Origin of the sequence: Streptomyces griseoruber (assembly GCF_001514205.1) — a bacterium.
Classification (GTDB): Bacteria; Actinomycetota; Actinomycetes; order Streptomycetales; family Streptomycetaceae; genus Streptomyces; species Streptomyces griseoruber.
The window spans coordinates 220833-238009 of record NZ_KQ948773.1; the positions used below are offsets into that span (position 1 = coordinate 220833).

At 72.3% G+C, this 17177-nt stretch carries 14 protein-coding genes; 7 read left to right on the top strand and 7 right to left on the bottom strand.

Translation table 11 applies throughout. The features are described 5' to 3' along the window. Window positions 1–90: 90 nt before the first annotated feature. Window positions 91–720, bottom strand: a complete 630-nt coding sequence (pdxH, locus tag AQJ64_RS26905) for a pyridoxamine 5'-phosphate oxidase (protein WP_099054169.1) — start codon at window positions 718–720, stop codon at window positions 91–93. 239 nt (window positions 721–959) lie between these two features. Here pdxH and AQJ64_RS26910 point away from each other — a divergent pair, with 239 nt between their 5' ends. Then, window positions 960–2060, top strand: a complete 1101-nt coding sequence (locus AQJ64_RS26910) for a citrate synthase 2 (protein ID WP_055638924.1) — start codon at window positions 960–962, stop codon at window positions 2058–2060. 16 nt (window positions 2061–2076) lie between these two features. Here AQJ64_RS26910 and AQJ64_RS26915 read toward each other — a convergent pair whose 3' ends face one another. Both AQJ64_RS26915 and iscB read right to left on the bottom strand, forming a co-directional pair. Then, window positions 2077–3105, bottom strand: coding sequence for an isopenicillin N synthase family dioxygenase (locus AQJ64_RS26915; RefSeq protein WP_059203051.1), 1029 nt, complete (start codon window positions 3103–3105; stop codon window positions 2077–2079). Window positions 3106–3550: 445 nt separating this feature from the next. Beyond that, complete coding sequence (gene iscB, locus AQJ64_RS26920) at window positions 3551–4753, bottom strand: RNA-guided endonuclease IscB (protein ID WP_244902692.1); 1203 nt, start codon at window positions 4751–4753, stop codon at window positions 3551–3553. A 459-nt stretch (window positions 4754–5212) separates the two neighbouring features. Here iscB and AQJ64_RS26925 point away from each other — a divergent pair, with 459 nt between their 5' ends. After that, entirely contained in the window at window positions 5213–5662 is a 450-nt protein-coding gene (locus AQJ64_RS26925; protein ID WP_059203052.1) for a GNAT family N-acetyltransferase, read from the top strand. A 114-nt stretch (window positions 5663–5776) separates the two neighbouring features. Continuing rightward, complete coding sequence (locus AQJ64_RS26930) at window positions 5777–7216, top strand: PAS domain-containing protein (RefSeq protein ID WP_055635285.1); 1440 nt, start codon at window positions 5777–5779, stop codon at window positions 7214–7216. A 32-nt stretch (window positions 7217–7248) separates the two neighbouring features. On the opposite strand, the gene AQJ64_RS26935 is transcribed toward AQJ64_RS26930, so the two are convergent. Next, on the bottom strand, window positions 7249–8013 hold the full coding sequence (locus tag AQJ64_RS26935) for an SIS domain-containing protein (protein ID WP_055635286.1): 765 nt from the start codon (window positions 8011–8013) through the stop codon (window positions 7249–7251). Between the two features lie 226 nt (window positions 8014–8239). On the opposite strand from AQJ64_RS26935, the gene AQJ64_RS26940 reads away from it, so the two are divergent. After that, window positions 8240–8932, top strand: coding sequence for an iron-dependent transcriptional repressor DtxR (locus AQJ64_RS26940; protein WP_055635287.1), 693 nt, complete (start codon window positions 8240–8242; stop codon window positions 8930–8932). 509 nt (window positions 8933–9441) lie between these two features. Then, window positions 9442–10410, top strand: a complete 969-nt coding sequence (locus AQJ64_RS26945) for an alpha/beta fold hydrolase (protein WP_055635288.1) — start codon at window positions 9442–9444, stop codon at window positions 10408–10410. A 26-nt stretch (window positions 10411–10436) separates the two neighbouring features. Here the strand turns inward: AQJ64_RS26945 and AQJ64_RS26950 are convergent, their stop codons facing one another. The 3 genes from AQJ64_RS26950 to AQJ64_RS26960 all read right to left on the bottom strand — a co-directional run bounded on the left by AQJ64_RS26950 (window position 10437) and on the right by AQJ64_RS26960 (window position 13587). After that, window positions 10437–12026 carry a transporter gene (locus AQJ64_RS26950; RefSeq protein ID WP_107120622.1) on the bottom strand — a complete coding sequence of 530 codons (1590 nt, stop codon included), beginning with the start codon at window positions 12024–12026 and terminating at the stop codon, window positions 10437–10439. Further along, window positions 12023–12796 carry an ABC transporter ATP-binding protein gene (locus AQJ64_RS26955; protein ID WP_059203053.1) on the bottom strand — a complete coding sequence of 258 codons (774 nt, stop codon included), beginning with the start codon at window positions 12794–12796 and terminating at the stop codon, window positions 12023–12025. Before AQJ64_RS26955 ends, AQJ64_RS26950 begins: the two co-directional genes overlap by 4 nt. 128 nt (window positions 12797–12924) lie before the next feature. Further along, entirely contained in the window at window positions 12925–13587 is a 663-nt protein-coding gene (locus AQJ64_RS26960; RefSeq protein ID WP_099054081.1) for a bifunctional DNA primase/polymerase, read from the bottom strand. Window positions 13588–13856: 269 nt separating this feature from the next. On the opposite strand from AQJ64_RS26960, the gene AQJ64_RS26965 reads away from it, so the two are divergent. Further along, a complete protein-coding gene (locus AQJ64_RS26965; RefSeq protein WP_055637118.1) occupies window positions 13857–15242 on the top strand; it encodes an NsdA family TPR-like regulatory protein in 1386 nt (461 codons plus the stop codon). 201 nt (window positions 15243–15443) lie between these two features. Then, window positions 15444–17174: a hypothetical protein gene (locus tag AQJ64_RS26970; RefSeq protein ID WP_055637119.1), complete on the top strand. Its 1731-nt coding sequence runs from the start codon at window positions 15444–15446 to the stop codon at window positions 17172–17174. The last annotated feature ends 3 nt before the right edge of the window (window positions 17175–17177 follow it).

Genomic DNA, 17177 nt, shown 5'->3' on the forward strand with positions numbered 1-17177 from the left:
GCACACCCGCCCGGCCCGCACCGCCACGCCCACAGCCTCCCTGGACACCGACGGCTGGGACCGGGAGCGGACCTGGGACAACACTCCCGCTCAGGGGGCGAGCCGCTCCACCGACCAGGTGCCGTCCGCCCGGGCCACGTACCGCAGCCGGTCGTGCAGCCGGTTCTCCCGGCCCTGCCAGAACTCCACCGACTCCGGCACCACCCGGAACCCACCCCAGTGCGGCGGCACCGGCACCCGCTCACCCTCCGGATACCGCGCCACCAGCTCGGCATAGGACGCGTCCAGCTCGGCCCGTCCGGCGATCACCGACGACTGCCCGCTCGCCCACGCCCCGAGCTGTGAACCGTGCGGCCGGCTGCGGAAATACGCCGCGGTCTCGTCCCGCCCCGTCCGCCGGGCCGCCCCCCGCACGATGACCTGGCGTGCCATCGGATGCCACGGGAAGAGCAACGACACATACGGGTTCGCGGCGAGATCGCGCCCTTTGCGGGACTCGTAGTTCGTATAGAAGACGAACCCCTGTTCGTCGAACTGCTTCAGCAGCACCGTCCGGGAACTGGGCCGCCCCTCCGCGTCCGCCGTGGACACGACCATGGCGTTCGGCTCGAAGAGATGCGCCTCCACGGCCGCGTCCTTGAACCAGCGCGCGAACTGCTCCACCGGTGTGGCGGCCAGTTCCGCCTCGTCGAGCCCCTCCGCCCGGTACTGCTTGCGCATGGCGGCGGGATCGGGCACGGGCCCGGAGTAGACGGAGTCGTGAGCGGTCACGTGGCCATCCTGCCGTATGGAACACCTCTGCGGACCGACACCTCCACCAACCCTGTGGCACTGAGTGCCGCACCACTCCCCAAAGGTGACACTCGGGGATATGGTGCAGAAGCCACGACGAGTGCCGTACCGGCGCAGTGGACCCACCGGCGCCACAACCCGCAGCACACCTCACGAGGAGCCGCCTGATGTCCGACTTCGTACCCGGACTCGAAGGAGTCGTCGCGTTCGAGACGGAGATCGCCGAACCGGACAAGGAAGGCGGTGCCCTGCGATACCGGGGCGTCGACATCGAGGACCTGGTCGGCCACGTCTCGTTCGGCAACGTCTGGGGCCTCCTCGTCGACGGCGCCTTCAACCCCGGCCTGCCGCCCGCCGAGCCCTTCCCCATCCCCGTCCACTCCGGCGACATCCGCGTCGACGTCCAGTCCGCCCTCGCCATGCTCGCCCCGGTCTGGGGCCTCAAGCCGCTGCTCGACATCGATGCCGAGCACGCCCGCGAGGACCTCGCCCGCGCCGCCGTCATGGCCCTGTCCTACGTCGCCCAGTCCGCCCGCGGCCAGGGCCGCCCCATGGTCCCGCAGAGCGAGATCGACAAGGCCCACTCCGTCGTCGAACGCTTCATGATCCGCTGGCGCGGCGAACCCGACCCCAAGCACGTCAAGGCCGTCGACGCCTACTGGACGAGCGCGGCCGAGCACGGCATGAACGCCTCCACCTTCACCGCCCGCGTCATCGCCTCCACCGGCGCCGACGTCGCCGCCGCCCTCTCCGGTGCCGTGGGAGCCATGTCCGGCCCCCTCCACGGCGGCGCCCCCTCCCGCGTCCTGCACATGATCGAGGAGATCGAGCGCACCGGCGACGCCGAGGCCTACGTCAAGCGCGCCCTCGACCAGGGCGAACGCCTCATGGGCTTCGGCCACCGCGTCTACCGCGCCGAGGACCCCCGCGCCCGCGTCCTGCGCCGCACCGCCCGCGAACTCGGCGCCCCCCGCTTCGAGATCGCCGAAGCCCTGGAGAAAGCCGCCCTCGCCGAACTCCACGCCCGCCGCCCCGACCGCGTCCTGGCGACGAACGTCGAGTTCTGGGCGGCGATCGTCCTCGACTTCGCCGAGGTGCCCGCGCACATGTTCACCTCGATGTTCACCTGCGCCCGCACCGCCGGCTGGTCGGCCCACATCCTCGAGCAGAAGCGCACCGGCCGCCTGGTCCGCCCCTCCGCCCGCTACATCGGCCCCGGCACCCGCAGCCCCCAGGACATCGAGGGCTACGAGGACATCGCGCACTGAGCCGCACGCGGCGCGCTCACGCGGGGCTGAGCAGCTCCGCGTGATGCCGCTCCGCCACCAGCGGATGCGCCCGCAGCTTGCCCTTCAGCTCGTTGAACCCGTACTCCGCGAACAGCGGGTTCCCCGGATCGTCCGTCACCCCCGGAGCGGCGGAGGCGTACGGGAAGACCAGCGGCTCCACACGGGCGTCCAGCCGGGGGTTGTAGAAGAAGGGCACGGAGAACCGCTCCACGGCCCCCGGCGGTGACACGACCCGATGGTTGGTGGCGACGAGGTACCCGTTGGTCGCCACCTCCAGCAACTCCCCGAGATTCACGACGAACGCCCCCTCCACCGGCGGCACGTCGTGGAACACCCCGTCCTCCCGCTGCACCTGAAGCCCACCGACCTGGTCCTGGAGCAGCAGCGTCAGGAACCCGTAGTCCTTGTGGGCCCCCACCCCCTGCCCGGCCCCGTCCCCCGGGCTCCCCGGATACCGCACCAGCTTCAGATGCGGATGCGCGTGCTCCCCGAAGACGGAGTCGTAGAACCCGGGCTCGGCCCCGATCGACGTGAGCAGCTCCCGCAGCAACCGCTCGGCGACACCACTGAGCCGGTCGATCCACGCCAGCGCGGCCTCCCGCAGCTCGGGCAGCCCGCCCGGCCACTGATTGGGCCCTTGCAGCCACCAGTACGAGGGCTCACCGGGCCCCGGCACCCGAGCCGCCCGCTCCGCCCCGATGTCCAGCTGGTCCCGCCAGTCCTGCCGCCCTCCGGTCCGCTCGTCACCGGTGCGCGTGTACCCCCGGAAGTGCGGCGAGTTCACATTGTCGATGGCGAGCCGCTCGGCCTCGGGCAGCCGGAAGAAGGCTCGCATGGCTCCCACCAGCCGCTCGGTCTCCTCCCCGCTCACCCCGTGCCCGACGAGCTGGAAGAAGCCCACGTCATGGGCGGCACTGTGGAGCTGCGCGTGGAGCAGCGCACGTGCCTGGGGGCCACGGTCGGCGGCCGACAGATCGATGAGGGGGAGCTGGTCGTACGACGGTGCCGTCGCGAGGTGCGTCATGGAATGCGTCCGCGGGGTGTACGGGGCACGGGCGGCCGCCGAGGGTGGGGCGGAGCCCAGCTGCCGGAAAGGGAGAAGAAGCAGAAGGGGGCTGGGTCAGGCGGAGCGCCGACAGCCCATGCTCGTGACGCGGACGAAGTCCACGTGGCGGCGTCGAACGAGCGAAAGCATGTTCCCCAGCGTACTGCCTACGAAAATGTTCCGAAACGCCCGGGTCGGCCCCGAAAACGCAGACGACCCGCGAGTCTGGTCCTCCCAGAGGAAGGGGCCGGCCGGACGTACCGGCGACTCGCGGGTCGGGTGACTGCTGGGATTGGGCCGGCTGCACGCGTGTCCCGCGCGCGGGTCCGGCACCGCACTGAGTGTGGTGGCGGGCCGCTAGCCCGCAGCCACCTCCGACGTCCGGTGTGCATACATGCTCCGGATCACCTCCTTTCGACGGTCCTCACACCCTAAGAACCTGTTTCCCTGGACTCAAGTGTTTTTCTGAGAAGTTGACGGAGATGCCTCGGGCCGCCTGCTGTAGCCATACCCGTCTCCCCGCCAGGTCTCCCGTGACGTATCCGAAGTGCTGTTTGGCAGTGGAGCGCAGCAGGCGGGGGAAGCCGTATCGGTCCGGGGTGGTCCTGGCGTAGGAGCCGCGACCGGTGGCCTTGGCGACGAGGACATGGCTGGGGAAGCGCACGATCTTGCAGCCCGCAGTGTGATCGAGAGGGCCGACGGACAGCGCGTCCAGGGTGTGGGTCTTGGCCGGGCCCATCGCGACGCGGTTCATTTTGGTGAGTCGGCCTGGCCAGGCGTGGATGAGGGTGCCGAGGGTGTCCAGGGCGGCTGTGAGCTGCTGGCCGATGGCGTTCATCGCGGCCGCGTCGGTGAGCGGAGTTTTGAGCTGCTGGAGGATCTCGGCGAGCCGGTCGGGCCTGTGGGACAGGAACGCTTCCAGTGATTGCGTGCCCTTGGCCCGGTTGCACGGGACACATGCGGGGACGAGGTTGGAGATCCGGCTCGACCCTCCTCGGCCTCGAGGCCGAAGATGCTCGATGTTCAGGGGCACGCCCGTGGCGTCGCAGTAGGCGCAGGCCTTGTTCCACTTGGCACGCAGGTAGGCGCGGGCGTTCGTCCCGGCGAGTGGTCCCTGCTCGTACTCGGCTCCTCGGAGAGGCCTGTCCGCGCTCATGGAGTGGGTGTCGAAGGCGACCTGTTCGATGTGGATCTCGGTGACGACGCGGTGGCGGAGGGAGGGTGGGAGCCAATCAGGCCGTTGTTTGCGGTTGAGTGAGCGGCGGGCCCGATAGCGGAGGTTCGCTGATCGTCGCCGGTTCCGGTAGCCGGCTCGTTGGCGCATGCGGGCACTGATCTGGTCGGCGCGGTGTTGGAGTTCGACGGAGATCAGTCCGCGGCGGACGGTGACGGTGGTGCCGTGCTGGTCGGTTTCCTTCTTCTCGTCGGTGAGGGCGAGCCCGGTGCCTTTGGAGCCGGGGTCGATGCGTAATTGGACGCCGTCGACTTCCGACTCGGCGCGGGTGCGGTCTTTGAGACGGATGGTGAAGGGCGTCTGCCGGGCGACCACGGCTCGTCCCTCGGTGAGCAGTTCTCGGGCGCGGGCGGGGTGGCAGGGCATGAGCGGCTGCCTTTCCTTGGAGAGCACGAAGACCCTGCCGACGCCGATTCCGCCCTCGTGCAGCTGATCGCCTGGAGGAGCGTCACCGCTCCCGCTCTCTGCCGCCTGCGCTGCCGAGGCAGTGCTTTTGGCGTGACGCTGGCGGGCCCGGGCGCCGCGCCCGCCGGTCTCCCCTCGCCCATGTTCCCTGCCGGTGCCCCGCTTGGTGGCGGGGTGTCCGTGAGCCGTTTCGTCCCTGCTCCCGGGGGTGTCTGCTCTCACGGATTCCAGAGCAGGCTGCTGAGGAAGCACAGCCTGGTGGGTCTGTTCGCCTGCAGAAAACGTAGTCATCCGGGGCGGTGTGTGGCGCGTGCCGGATCAGATCTAAATAGCTCACATGTGCGAACTTTGCGTGTTTGTCAAACGTGCGATCGATCTTCGTGCTAACGCCCAGCGGGTTCGAGGGAACGCGTTGACGTGTGCGCGGGCGCGCGGTTCGCTGGTGGGGTGAGTGATCTTCGTGTCGAGGCGGTCGCCGGTGAGGCCGCGCTGGAGCAGTGGCGGTACGTCCACAACGTGATCGTGCCGCCGGCCGCGCTGTCGCTGGACGAGGTGCGGGAGCGGGCGGGACGCAACCGGCTGGAGAACGCGTACGTCGGTGAGGTGCTGGTCGGCTGCTCCACGGTGCGCCCGCCGACCGGGGACGGGGTGGTGACCGTCGTCGCGCGCGTGCTGCCCGGGTTCCGTCGGCGGGGGTACGGGGCGGAGCTCTACGATCATGTTCTCGGGCAGGCGCGGGTGCTGGGCGCCGGCGCGGTCGAGACGTGTGTGCTGGCCGTCAACGAGGACGGTCTGCGTTTCGCACGCGCGCGTGGCTTCATCGAGGTCGAGCGCTATGTGCTGGACGGCGGGACGGCGGAATGGGTCGACCTGAGGCTGATGCCCGTTCCGGTGTGACGGTGGCGACGGCGGCGGTGCAACGATTCCCCTGCAATCTTGCGGGAACCATATGTGGGCTGCGTCACGTTCGAGTTGAATGAGGGCAAGTGAGCGAACCTGCAGGGGGTCCAGGTGAGTGCTTCCCGGCGTAAGGGGACCACCGACGAACTGGGGCCGGACGAGCCCGAGCGGTCGGAGAACCCCGGCGGCCCCGTCGGCCCGGACGGCGCGGATCTCCTCGCCGCGCTCCTCGACGGCATGGACGCGGCCCTGTGCGCCTTCGACGCCGACGGTGTCGTCACCCACTGGAACCGCGAGGCGGAGCGCATCCTCGGCTGGAGCGCGGCGGAGGCCGTGGGCCGGCAGGGCTTCGCCGGGTGGGCGGTGCGTGAGGCGGACGCCGAGGAGGTCGAGACGCGGCTGATGTCGGCGATGCACGCGTCGGGCCGCCAGGTGCACGAGTTCGCGCTGCTGACGAAGGACGGGGGCCGGGTGCTCGTCCGCACCCAGTCGGCCGCCGTGCCCGGCCCGGACGGCAAGCCGGCCGGGCTGTACTGCGCCTTCAGCGAGGTGCACGCGCAGATCGACCTCGAGCGGTCCATCGCGCTCAGTGAGGCGCTGTTCGACGACGCCTCCTGGGGCGTGGTCCTCGTGGACGCGGATCTGCGGCCCGCCGTGGTCAACGCGCATGCCGCCCGCGCGCTCGGCACGGGGCGTACGGCGGTGCTGGGCCGTCCGCTGGGCGAGCTGCTGACCCAGGGTGTGGAGGAGCTGGAGAACGCGCTGACGCATGTCCTCGCGGAGGGCGCCCCGCCCGCTCCGGCGGAGGTGTGGGTGGGCGTGCGCACCCCGGAGGGGGAGCGGCGGCGCTGCTGGCGGAGCGGGTTTCTGCGGCTGGCCTCGCCGCTGGCGGAGGAGCCGGTGCCGCTCGGTGTGGGGTGGTTGTTCCAGGACGTCACGGAGGCCAAGCAGGGGGAGCAGGAGGCGTCGCTGCTGCGGTTCCGTACGAATCAGCTGCACCGGGCCGCGCGTGCGGCGGCCGAGTGCGAGGACCCGGCGGAGGCGGCCACGGTCCATCTCGACTTCGCGTTGGCGGGGTTCGCCGACCATGCGCTGATCGACCGGGTCGCGGGCGGTGCGGCGGCGGAGTCGGAGTCGGTGGCGGTGCCGCTGCGGCTGGTCCGGGTCGCGGCCACGCCGTCGGGTGGTCCGGGCCCGAGTGCGCTGACCGGTTACGCCGGTCTGCCGGTCCGGTATCCGGAGGGGCATCCGGCGTTGCAGTGCGTCGCGCGGGCCGGTTCGGTGCGGGCGGGCGCGGGGGGCGTGCCGGCGGAGGAGACACGGGAGTGGGCGCGGGCACGGCAGTGGCCGCAGGACACGGTGCACGCGTTGTGCGCGGTGCTGCGCAGCCGGGGCCGGACGCTGGGTGTGGTGACGTTTCTGCGGGGTGCCGGCCGGACGTCCTTCGAGCGTTCCGACGCGACGTACGCCGAGGATGTGGCGGTGCGGATAGCGGCGGCGCTGGACCTGGCGGACCTGGCGGACCTGGCGGGGGGCGGCACGGGCGCCTGACCGCCGGGCCGCCGGTCCGTGCCGCCCCGGCTTCAGCGTCGGTAGAAGATCCGGTCGCCGTACTCGTCCATGACGCGCCGGTTCCAGTCGTGGCCGCCGTCGACGTTGCCGGAGCGCAGCAGCGGGGGCTCGATGCCGCGGTCGGCGAGGGAGCCGGCCGCGGTGGCCATGACGGCCTGGAGGAGGGCCGAGGTGACGACAGTGGAGGCGGGGGCGAAGGGGGCCGGGACGCTGTCCAGGGTGAGTACGGCGTCGCCGACGGCGATCTTCGAGTCGAGTACGACGTCGCAGTGGTCCTTGAGGAAGGTGCCGGTGGGGTTGCGGGGGGTGGTCTCGGAGGCGTACGCCACCGAGGTCACGCCGATGACCTTGACGCCGAGGGCGCGGGCCTTGAGGGCCATCTCGACGGGCAGGGCGTTGCGGCCGGAGAGCGAGATGATCACGAGGGCGTCGCCGGCGCGCAGCGGGGAGGTGTCGAGGACGGTGCTCGCGAGGCCGTCGACGCGTTCCAGGGCGGAGCCGAGGGTGGCGGGCATGACGTCGACACCGACGAGGCCCGGGACGGCGAGCAGGTTCACCAGGGCGAGGCCGCCCGAGCGGTAGACGAGGTCCTGGGCGGGCAGGGAGGAGTGGCCGGCGCCGAAGGCGAAGAGCCGGCCGCCGGCGGCGACGGTGTCGGCGAGGAGCGTGCCGGCGGCCCGTACCGCGTCGGCCTCCTCGTCGCGGACCCGCTCCAGCAGGCCGATCGCGGCGTCGAGGAAGCGGGCGGCGAGCTCGTGGTCGCTGCGGTCGCTCATCCGAGGGGGCTCCTTCGCCGTCGGGGGTCCGTGTCGCGGATCACCGTGCGGTCTGGACCAGTGCCGTGTCAATACGGCCGACGGCGCTCCGGGGAGCCCCGCGTAACCGTACGGTTTCCATGGCGAGGCACGGTTGTCAGTGGTATCCGGCAGAATTGATGCCAGGGCCAGCGCACGCGCCGGAGAGCCGTCGAGCCTTCGGCAGATCTCATCGAGGGGCACACGAATGTCCGGACTGATCGACACCACGGAGATGTATCTCCGCACCATCCTCGAGCTGGAGGAGGAGGGTGTGGTCCCCATGCGGGCCCGGATCGCCGAGCGCCTCGACCAGAGCGGGCCCACGGTGAGCCAGACAGTGGCGCGCATGGAGCGCGACGGTCTGGTCTCCGTGGCGAGCGACCGGCATCTGGAGCTGACGGACGAGGGCCGTCGGCTGGCCACGCGCGTGATGCGCAAGCACCGGCTCGCCGAGTGTCTGCTCGTCGATGTGATCGGCCTGGAGTGGGAGCAGGTCCATGCCGAGGCGTGCCGCTGGGAGCACGTGATGAGCGAGGCCGTGGAGCGCCGCGTGCTGGAGCTGCTGCGGCACCCCACCGAGTCGCCGTACGGCAATCCGATCCCGGGTCTGGAGGAGCTGGGCGAGAAGGACGGCGCCGACCCGTTCCTGGACGAGGGCATGGTCTCGCTGGCCGACCTCGACCCGGGTGCGGAGGGCAAGACGGTCGTCGTGCGGCGTATCGGTGAGCCGATCCAGACGGACGCGCAGCTGATGTACACGCTGCGCCGGGCGGGTGTGCAGCCCGGTTCGGTGGTGAGCGTGACGGAGTCGGCGGGCGGGGTGCTGGTCGGCAGCGGTGGCGAGGCGGCCGAGCTGGAGGCGGACGTCGCGTCCCATGTGTTCGTGGCCAAGCGCTGAACGGCCGTCCGGCGGTAGCCCGGCGATTGTTGAAATGCTGAGCGATGTTCAACTCCTGGTGCTCCTGGGGTAGTTGATGCGCCCCTGCGATGTTGTCGAATCGCAGATTCCCTGTGTCGAATGGCAGCGCGCGGACGGTTCGCGTGCCACGCTGTCGCGTGAGGCATATGACCTGAGGGGGCGGGGATGATGTGCCGCAGAGCAGTGGAGGGCCCCGGTGCCGTTCGGCACCGGGGCCTGTCCTCCCCTGTTTCGACCCGGAGCCCCGAGCTCTCAGGGTCGTTCCCCTCGGACCGTTTTCCCCGAGCGGTCCGCCTCCCGCTGAAGATCTCCCCTCGACAGCGGCGATCATTCCTTGAGGGGGGTCACTCGAACGAGGGGTGTTGGTCGCGGAGAGTGCATTTCTCGAAAGGGCATTCGATAGCCTGCAGGTGATCGAGGGCAGAGCGAAGGCAGCACTAGGGCATCGGCAGCACAGCGGTACGACGGCTAGGGGGGTGCCAGGATCCATGGCGCGACGCATCGACGTGACCGGGGCGGGCGGCGTACGTCTGGCGGCCTGGGAGTTCGGCGACCCTCCCAAGGCCGATCAGCCCGGGAGCGGGACGGACGCCATGATCCCGGCCCAGTCGACCGGCGGGCGGGACGGCCACCACGGCACCGCGCCCGGCACCGGCCTCGGACCCGCTTCCGGTGCCGAGCCCGAGCGCACCTCCGGGGTCCTGTTACTGCACGGCCTGATGGGCCGCGCCTCGCACTGGGCGTCCACCGCCCGCTGGCTCTCCGAGCGGCACCGCGCGGTCGCCCTCGACCAGCGCGGCCACGGCCAGAGCGAGAAGCCCCCCGAGGCCGCCTTCACCCGCGAGGCGTACGTCGAGGACGCGGAGGCCGCCCTGGAACAGCTCCGCCTCACCCCGGCCGTCCTCATCGGCCACGCCATGGGAGCGCTCACCGCCTGGCAGCTCGCCGCGAAACGCCCCGATTTGGTCCGCGCCGTGATCCTCTGCGACATGCGGGCCTCCGCGCTCGGCTCGGCCTCGCAGCGCGAGTGGGCCGACTGGTTCACGTCCTGGCCCCTGCCCTTCGCCACCCTCGCCGACGTCCGCAAGTGGTTCGGCGAGGACGACCCCTGGGTGGAGCGCCCCAACCCCTCCCGCGGCGAGTTCTACGCCGAGGTGATGCAGGAGTCCCCCGACGGCTGGCGCCCCGTCTTCGCACCCGAGCAGATGCTCAAGTCCCGCGAGACCTGGGTCTACGACGCCCACTGGGAGGAGCTGACCCAGGTCCAGTGCCCCGCGCTGGTCGTGCGCGGCCTCGACGGCGAGCTGGGCCGGGCCGAGGCCCAGGAGATGGTCCGGGTGCTCCCCCGCGGCGAGTACGCGGAGGTCGCCGACGCCGGCCACCTCGTCCACTACGACCAGCCCGAGGCCTGGCGGACGGCGATCGAACCGTTCCTGGACGGCGTACTGGCGCCCTAGGCCGGACCTGGGCCCCGTCCGGCGGCTCAGCCCTTGCTCACCGCCGCCAGGATCTCCGGCAGGCGGGCCGCCACCTGCGGCGCCGCCAGCCGCAGGCCCAGCAGGGTGATCGCCGTCCCGTACACCGCGCCGACCGGCAGCAGCACCCAGCTCCACAGCTCACCGTCCACGGTGACGTTCAGCCAGATCGTCACCGCGATGACCGGGGCGCACAGCAGGGCGGCCGCGACCATCCCGCCGAAGATGGAGATCCAGGCCAGCCCCGTCTGCCCGGGGGCCACGTTCTTGTAGCCCTCCTGCGGGATCGAGTAGGGGAAGCGGGCCGACGTCCAGGCGCCGGTCGTCAGCATCGCGCCCAGCAGTGCCAGCGACAGCCCCAGCACCTCCGGGAGTCTCGGCCAGTCCCCGAGGAGCGCCGTCGTCACCACGGTCACCAGCGTCGCGTACGGCAGGGTGATCACCAGCAGCGCGAGGGCACGCGCGCGGAGTTCGACGTAGGCGTCCCGGGGCGAGGAGATCGTCAGCGCGACCATCCAGAACGCCGAGGTGTCCTGTCCGAACTGGTTGTACATCTGGATGCCGAGCATCCCGGCGGCGAAGCAGGCGAAGTAGATCGAGCCGGTGCCCTGCACCGCGTTGAACACGGGCACGATCAGCCCGATCGCGAGCGACGTCACCCAGGCCGCCTTCGTCTTGGGATCCCGCCACACATAGCGCAGGCTGCGCTCCATGACGGTGCCGGTACGGCCGTCCGGCAGCAGCCGCGCCCACCCGGCACCGCCGCGCCGGTCCCGCGCGTCCTCCTCGGCGGCCCCCAGTGTCGAACCGTCCGGCGCGGTCATCAGCCGGTCCAGACTCCGCGCCCACACCGCCACGAGCCCCGCCAGAGCCGCCGCGGCGACCGCCAACTGTCCCGCGGCGAGGCCGTACGCCCCCTCGCTCACCGAGTCCACCGCACCCACCGCGGAGGCCGGCGGCAGCCATCGCACCACCTCGGCCGCGGGATCGAGCTGCCCGAGTCCGGCCGTGCCCAGCCGCTGCGCCGCGAAGTTGACGACCTGCGCGCCCACCGCGATCACCAGCCCGCTCAGCACCGCCAGATCCCGCCCCCGGCGACTGGTCAGCAGCCGGACGTTGGCGGCGGCGACGGCCCGCGCGAGCGCCACGCACACCAGCAGCGCCAGGACGACGGCGACGACCGAGACGACGTACGCGGCGGCCCCGTGCGCCACCGCGACCACCGAACCCACCAGCATCAGCGCGGTGAACAGCGGCCCGATCCCCACCAACGAGGCCGCCAGCAGCGCCCGGACCAGCGGCCGGGGCCGCAGCGGCAGCATCACCAGCCGCGTCGGATCCAGCGTCTCGTCCCCGCCGGGAAAGAACAGCGGCATCACCGCCCACCCCAGCCCCAGCACCCCCACCAGCAGCACCACGAGCGCATCGGCGTGCGCATGCCCCCGCAGCGCGATCAGCCCGAGCAGTTGCAGCACCGCGAACACCAGCACGACCACGGCGGACGCCACATACGCGGCCCGCCGCCCACCGGACTGCCTGAGCCCGTTGCGCAACAGCGACAGCTTCAGCCGTACGACGGTGGAGGTCAGCGCGGTCACCGGGCCGCCCCGCCGCCCAGCCAGTCGAGATCCGCCCCGCCGTCCCGCCCCTCGGCGCCGACCAGTTCCAGGAACGCCCGTTGCAACGAGGGAGCCGCCCCGCGGACCTCCTCCAGCGTCCCGTGCGCCCGGATCCGCCCCGCCGCCATCACCGCCACCCAGTCGCACAGGGACTCGACGAGTTCCATCACGTGCGAGGAGAAGACGACGGTGGCCCCGGAGGCGGTGTACCGCTCCAGCACCCCGCGGATGGTCTGCGCGGACACCGGGTCGACCCCCTCGAACGGCTCGTCGAGGAAGAGCACTTCGGGATTGTGCAGCAGCGCCGTCGCGAGTCCGATCTTCTTGCGCATGCCCGTCGAGTAGTCGACGACCAGCTTGTGCTGGGCCCCCGCGAGATCGAGGACGTCGAGCAACTGCGTGGCCCGCCGGTCGACTTCGGCACCGGGCAGCCCGCGCAGCCGTCCGCTGTATCCGAGCAGTTCGCGCCCCGACAGCCGCTCGAACAGGCGCAGCCCCTCCGGCAGCACCCCGATCCGCGCCTTCACCGCCACGGGATCCCGCCACACGTCCCGCCCGACCACCTCGACGGACCCCTGATCGGGCCGCAACAGCCCGGTCACCATGGAGAGCGTGGTCGTCTTGCCGGCCCCGTTCGGCCCGACGAGCCCGATGAACTTCCCCGCAGGCAGATCGAGATCGATCCCGGCAACCGCGACCTGCTGCCCGAACCGCTTCCAGAGATCACGCACACGCACGGCCGACGTCATACCTGAACCCTACGGTCAGGCGAGGTGCTTTTCAGGGGCGCGGGGATGTGCCCCATATGCGGCTCCGCCGCGGGGCGCGATCAACCATGACGCACCCGCACCTGCACCCGGCAACGGCGAACAGCCGGTCAGCGATCCCGCCCGCACGCATAGGCGAGCGGCGAGATCAACTCCTCGGCGTCCGGCAGCCACCGGTTCGCGGCGGTCGGCCGGCAGGCCCACTGCACGGCCCCCCGGGACCCGAACCGCGTGGGCGGCGCGGCCACATACGTCCCCTCGCCCAACGTCACGAGGTCCAGCGACCCGAGAGACCAGCCCAGCTTGCGCACCAGGTCCGGCACCTTCGCGGACGCCCCCGGCAGCACGAAGAACTGCATCCGGCGGTCCGGCGTCAACGTCACCGGCCCCAGCGTCAGTTCCATCCGCTCCATCCGCGCCAGCGCGAGGAACCCGGCCGTCTCCGGCACGGAGATCGCGTCGAACGTACGCCCGGTGGGCAGCAGGATCGAGGCGGTCGGCTGCTTCTGCCACATCCGGCGCGCGACGGTCGCGCTGCCCGTCGCCTGCGTCACCCAGTCCGGTCGCGAGGGATGCGCCCCCGGTGCCGCGCACGCCGTGTCGCCGCAGGAGCAGCGCTGCACACCGTCGACGGCTTCCAGCCAGGTGCCGGGGAAGACGTCCCAATGGCGTTCCTCGGCGTAGCGAACAGCGGTCTCGAGCAGCGATTCCCCGCGCTGCTTCGGGATTTGAGTGGCGTCGGCGCCCGCGATGGTCTCTTCCACGATGAGCACAACTCTAGCGGTCACCGGGGGTTACGCACGCCACTGTGCGCGGGGGAGGAGCACCGATTTTGCGTCCGGGGCGCATGGGTGCATCCCGGGGGGCGCGTGGAAGGAACGGGCGCGGGAGCGGGTAGTCACCGATGGGGGGCGGGGCTTCCGCCGATATCCCGGCAATTCTCGTGCAATCAGCACATGCCTCGCATTTTCGCTGTTTCCATGGGGCATTGATCTTCTCGGCCGGAACTTTTCGGTGCGGAACTCCACAGGGGGTAGTGCCAATGGCCGCAAGGCCTCTCGTCGCGCGGCAGCCGAACGAACGGCTGCAGGCGCTCATCCAGGAGGCGGGGTGCTCGAACGCCGGGCTCGCCCGCCGGGTCAACATGTGCGGCGCCGAGCACGGTCTCGACCTGCGCTACGACAAGACGTCCGTGGCCCGCTGGCTGCGCGGACAGCAGCCGCGCGGGCGCGCCCCGGCGATCATCGCCGAGGCCCTGGGCCGCAAGCTCGGCCGTACGGTCACGATCGACGAGATCGGCATGGCCAACGGCAAGAACCTCGCCTCGGGCGTGGGTCTCCAGTTCTCGCCGACGGTGCTGGGGGCCATCGAGCAGGTCTGCGAGCTGTGGCGCAGCGACGTGGGCCGGCGCGACTTCCTCTCCGGTTCGTCCGTCGCCGCCTCGGCGCTGGTCGAGCCCAGCCGCGACTGGCTGATCTCGTCGCCCGACGCCCAGGTGGCGCGGTCGGCGGGACCGCGGGTGGGCCTGTCCGACGTGGCGGCCGTGAAGGCGATGACCCAGGCCCTCGTCGACCTGGACCACCAGTACGGCAGCGGGCATGTCCGCCCGGTGGTCGTGCACTACCTCAACAGCGTCGTCTCCGGGCTGCTGGCCGGCTCCTACCGGGAGGCGGTGGGCCGTGAACTCTTCGCCGCGGTGGCCCGGTTGACGGAACTCGCCGGGTACATGGCCGTCGACACCGGCCAACCGGGCCTGGCCCAGCGGTACTACATCCAGTCCCTGCGGCTCGCGCAGGCGGCGGACGACCGCGGCTACGGCGGGTACGTCCTCGCCGCGTCCATGAGCCATCTCGCCGCCCAGCTCGGAAACCCGCGCGAGATCGCCCAGTTGGCGCGCGCGGCCCAGGAGGGGGCGCGCGGGCGGGTCACCGCGCGCGCGGAGTCGATGTTCCACGCGGCGGAGGCCCGGGGGCACGCGCTGCTGGGCGACATCCGGTCCGCCCAGCTCTCCTCGGGGCGGGCGGTGTCGGCGCTGGAGGCGGCGGATCCGTCCGCGGGCGACGACCCGGCCTGGATCGCGCACTTCGACGAGGCCTATCTGGCCGACGAGTTGGCCCACTGCCACCGCGACCTGGGCCAGCCGGAGGCGGCGGCGCGGTGCGCCGAGCAGTCGCTGGCCGGGCATCCGGAGAACCGGGCCCGCCGCCGGGCCATCGGGTACGTCCTCCTCGCCACCGCGCAGGTGCAGCAGCGCGAGGTCGAGCAGGCGTGCAGCACCGGCCTGAAGGCGGTGGAGCTCCTGGAGACCCTGCGCTCCAACCGGGGCGCGGAGTATCTGGAGGACCTCCAGCAGCGGCTGGAGCCGTACCGGGAGGAGCCGGTGGTAAGGGAGTTCGGGGCCCGCCTGGAGCTCCAGGCCGCGGCGTGAACGGACGGGGCGCCGTTGCGTGAACGTACGGGAAACGAACAGGTCCCGTACGGGAAGCGACGGACACAGCGCACGGCGCTCCGGATCTGTTACCGACGTCACTGGGAGGCAGATCACGTCCTGAGCTGCGTGGCACGGGGTTCCGGGGACCCGGTAGCGTGAGCCGACGATTCCGACAGTCCCCCGTTCGTAGGAGTCCCGGTGACGCAGAGTGGACAGGGCGAGGAGCCCTCGGCGCGGCCCGCGCGCGAAGGCATCGTGCTGCCCTCCGACGGTGGTGAGCCCCTCATTCCGGGGCTGACGGACGCCGGCGGACCGCAGTCGGGCCACCATCCGGGCGGGCAGACCGGTCCGTACGGGGCTCAGCCGTACGGGCAGCAGCCGCCGGCCGGCGGTCGGACCTGGGGCCAGCCGTGGGGTCCCGAGCAGCAGGCGCCGGCCGGGCAGGGGGAGCAGGGCTGGCCGCTGCCCGCGGACCAGCAGCCCCAGCAGTGGGGCGCCGCGCAGCCCGACGCGTGGGGCGCGGGCCCGCTCCCGCCCGAGGGCGTGCCGGGGCAGACGTACGGCCAGAACGCGCCGGCGGCGCCGCAGCCGTCGTACGACCAGAACCCGCAGGGCCCCGCCGCCTACGGCCCGAGCCCGCAGACCCCGTCCGGCTACGGCCAGGCCCCGCAGGTGTCGGCCGCGCCGCCGACGTACCCCCAGGGCGGGCCCGGGATGCCGATGCCGTCGTTCGCCGACGGCGCCGAGGGGGCCACCCAGTACATCCCGCCGGTCCCGGCGGGCCCGGTCGACGACGGCCGTACCCAGCTGCTGCCGCCCGTCCCCGCCGCCGGGCCCGTCCCCGGTGGCGACGAGGGCGCGACGCAGTACATCCCGCCGGTCCGGCCGGGCGCGCTGCCGCCCGAGAGCCCCGGCGAGTCGACGCACTTCCTGGGCACCGGCGGGCACGGCGCGGGCCCGGTGCCGGGCGCCGCGCACTCCGACGCCGAGGCCACGCAGTACATACCGCCCGTGCCCGCCCAGGGGTATCCGGCGGCCGGCGGCGGCGCGCAGCCGCCCGCCGGGTTCGAGAACCTCTTCCGCGACGGACCGGGCGGCCATGGCGGCCCGGGGGCCGGCGCCCCGGCCGGGGCCACCCAGCAGCTGCCGCGCATCACCGAGCCGGAGACCCCCGGCTACGGCGGCGGCCCGCAGCGCTACGGCGCGGGGCCCGCGGCGCGCGCCCCCCAGCCCACCTATGTGCCGCCCGTACGCTCCGACGACCACGGTGACGAGCGCGGCCGCGGCGGCCGTACCGGCTCGCGGCTCCCGCTGTTCGCGGCGGTCGGTGTCGCGATCGCCGTCGTCGGCATCGGCGCGGGCGCGCTGCTCGGCGGCGGCGGAGGCGGCGACGACGACAAGGGCGACGGCAGCAAGCCCGTCGCCGCGTCCGCCTCCGCGGGCGCGTCGTCGGCCTCCTCCGACGACGCGGCCGAGCAGCAGGCGACCGCCCTGGACAAGCTGCTCGCGGACAGCGGCAGCAGCCGGGCCAGCGTGATCGCCGCGGTGGCGAACGTGAAGGCGTGCAACAACCTCGACCAGGCCGCCTCGGACCTGCGGGCCGCCGCCGGCCAGCGCAACGAGCTGGTCACGAAGCTGGCCGCGCTCGACGTCGACGAGCTGCCCGACCACGCCGCGCTGACCGGCGCCCTCACCAAGGCCTGGCAGGCGTCGGCGGCCGCCGACAACCACTACGCGGACTGGGCCGACGAGGTCGCCGGCAACCAGCGCAAGGCCTGCAAGAAGGGCGGGGCCCGCACCACGAACGCCACCCAGCAGGGCAACCGGGAGAGCGGCACCGCGAGCGCCCAGAAGAACCAGGCCGCCCGGCTGTGGAACGCGATCGCCCAGAAGTACGGTCTGACGCAGCGCCAGCCCACCCAGCTCTGAGCC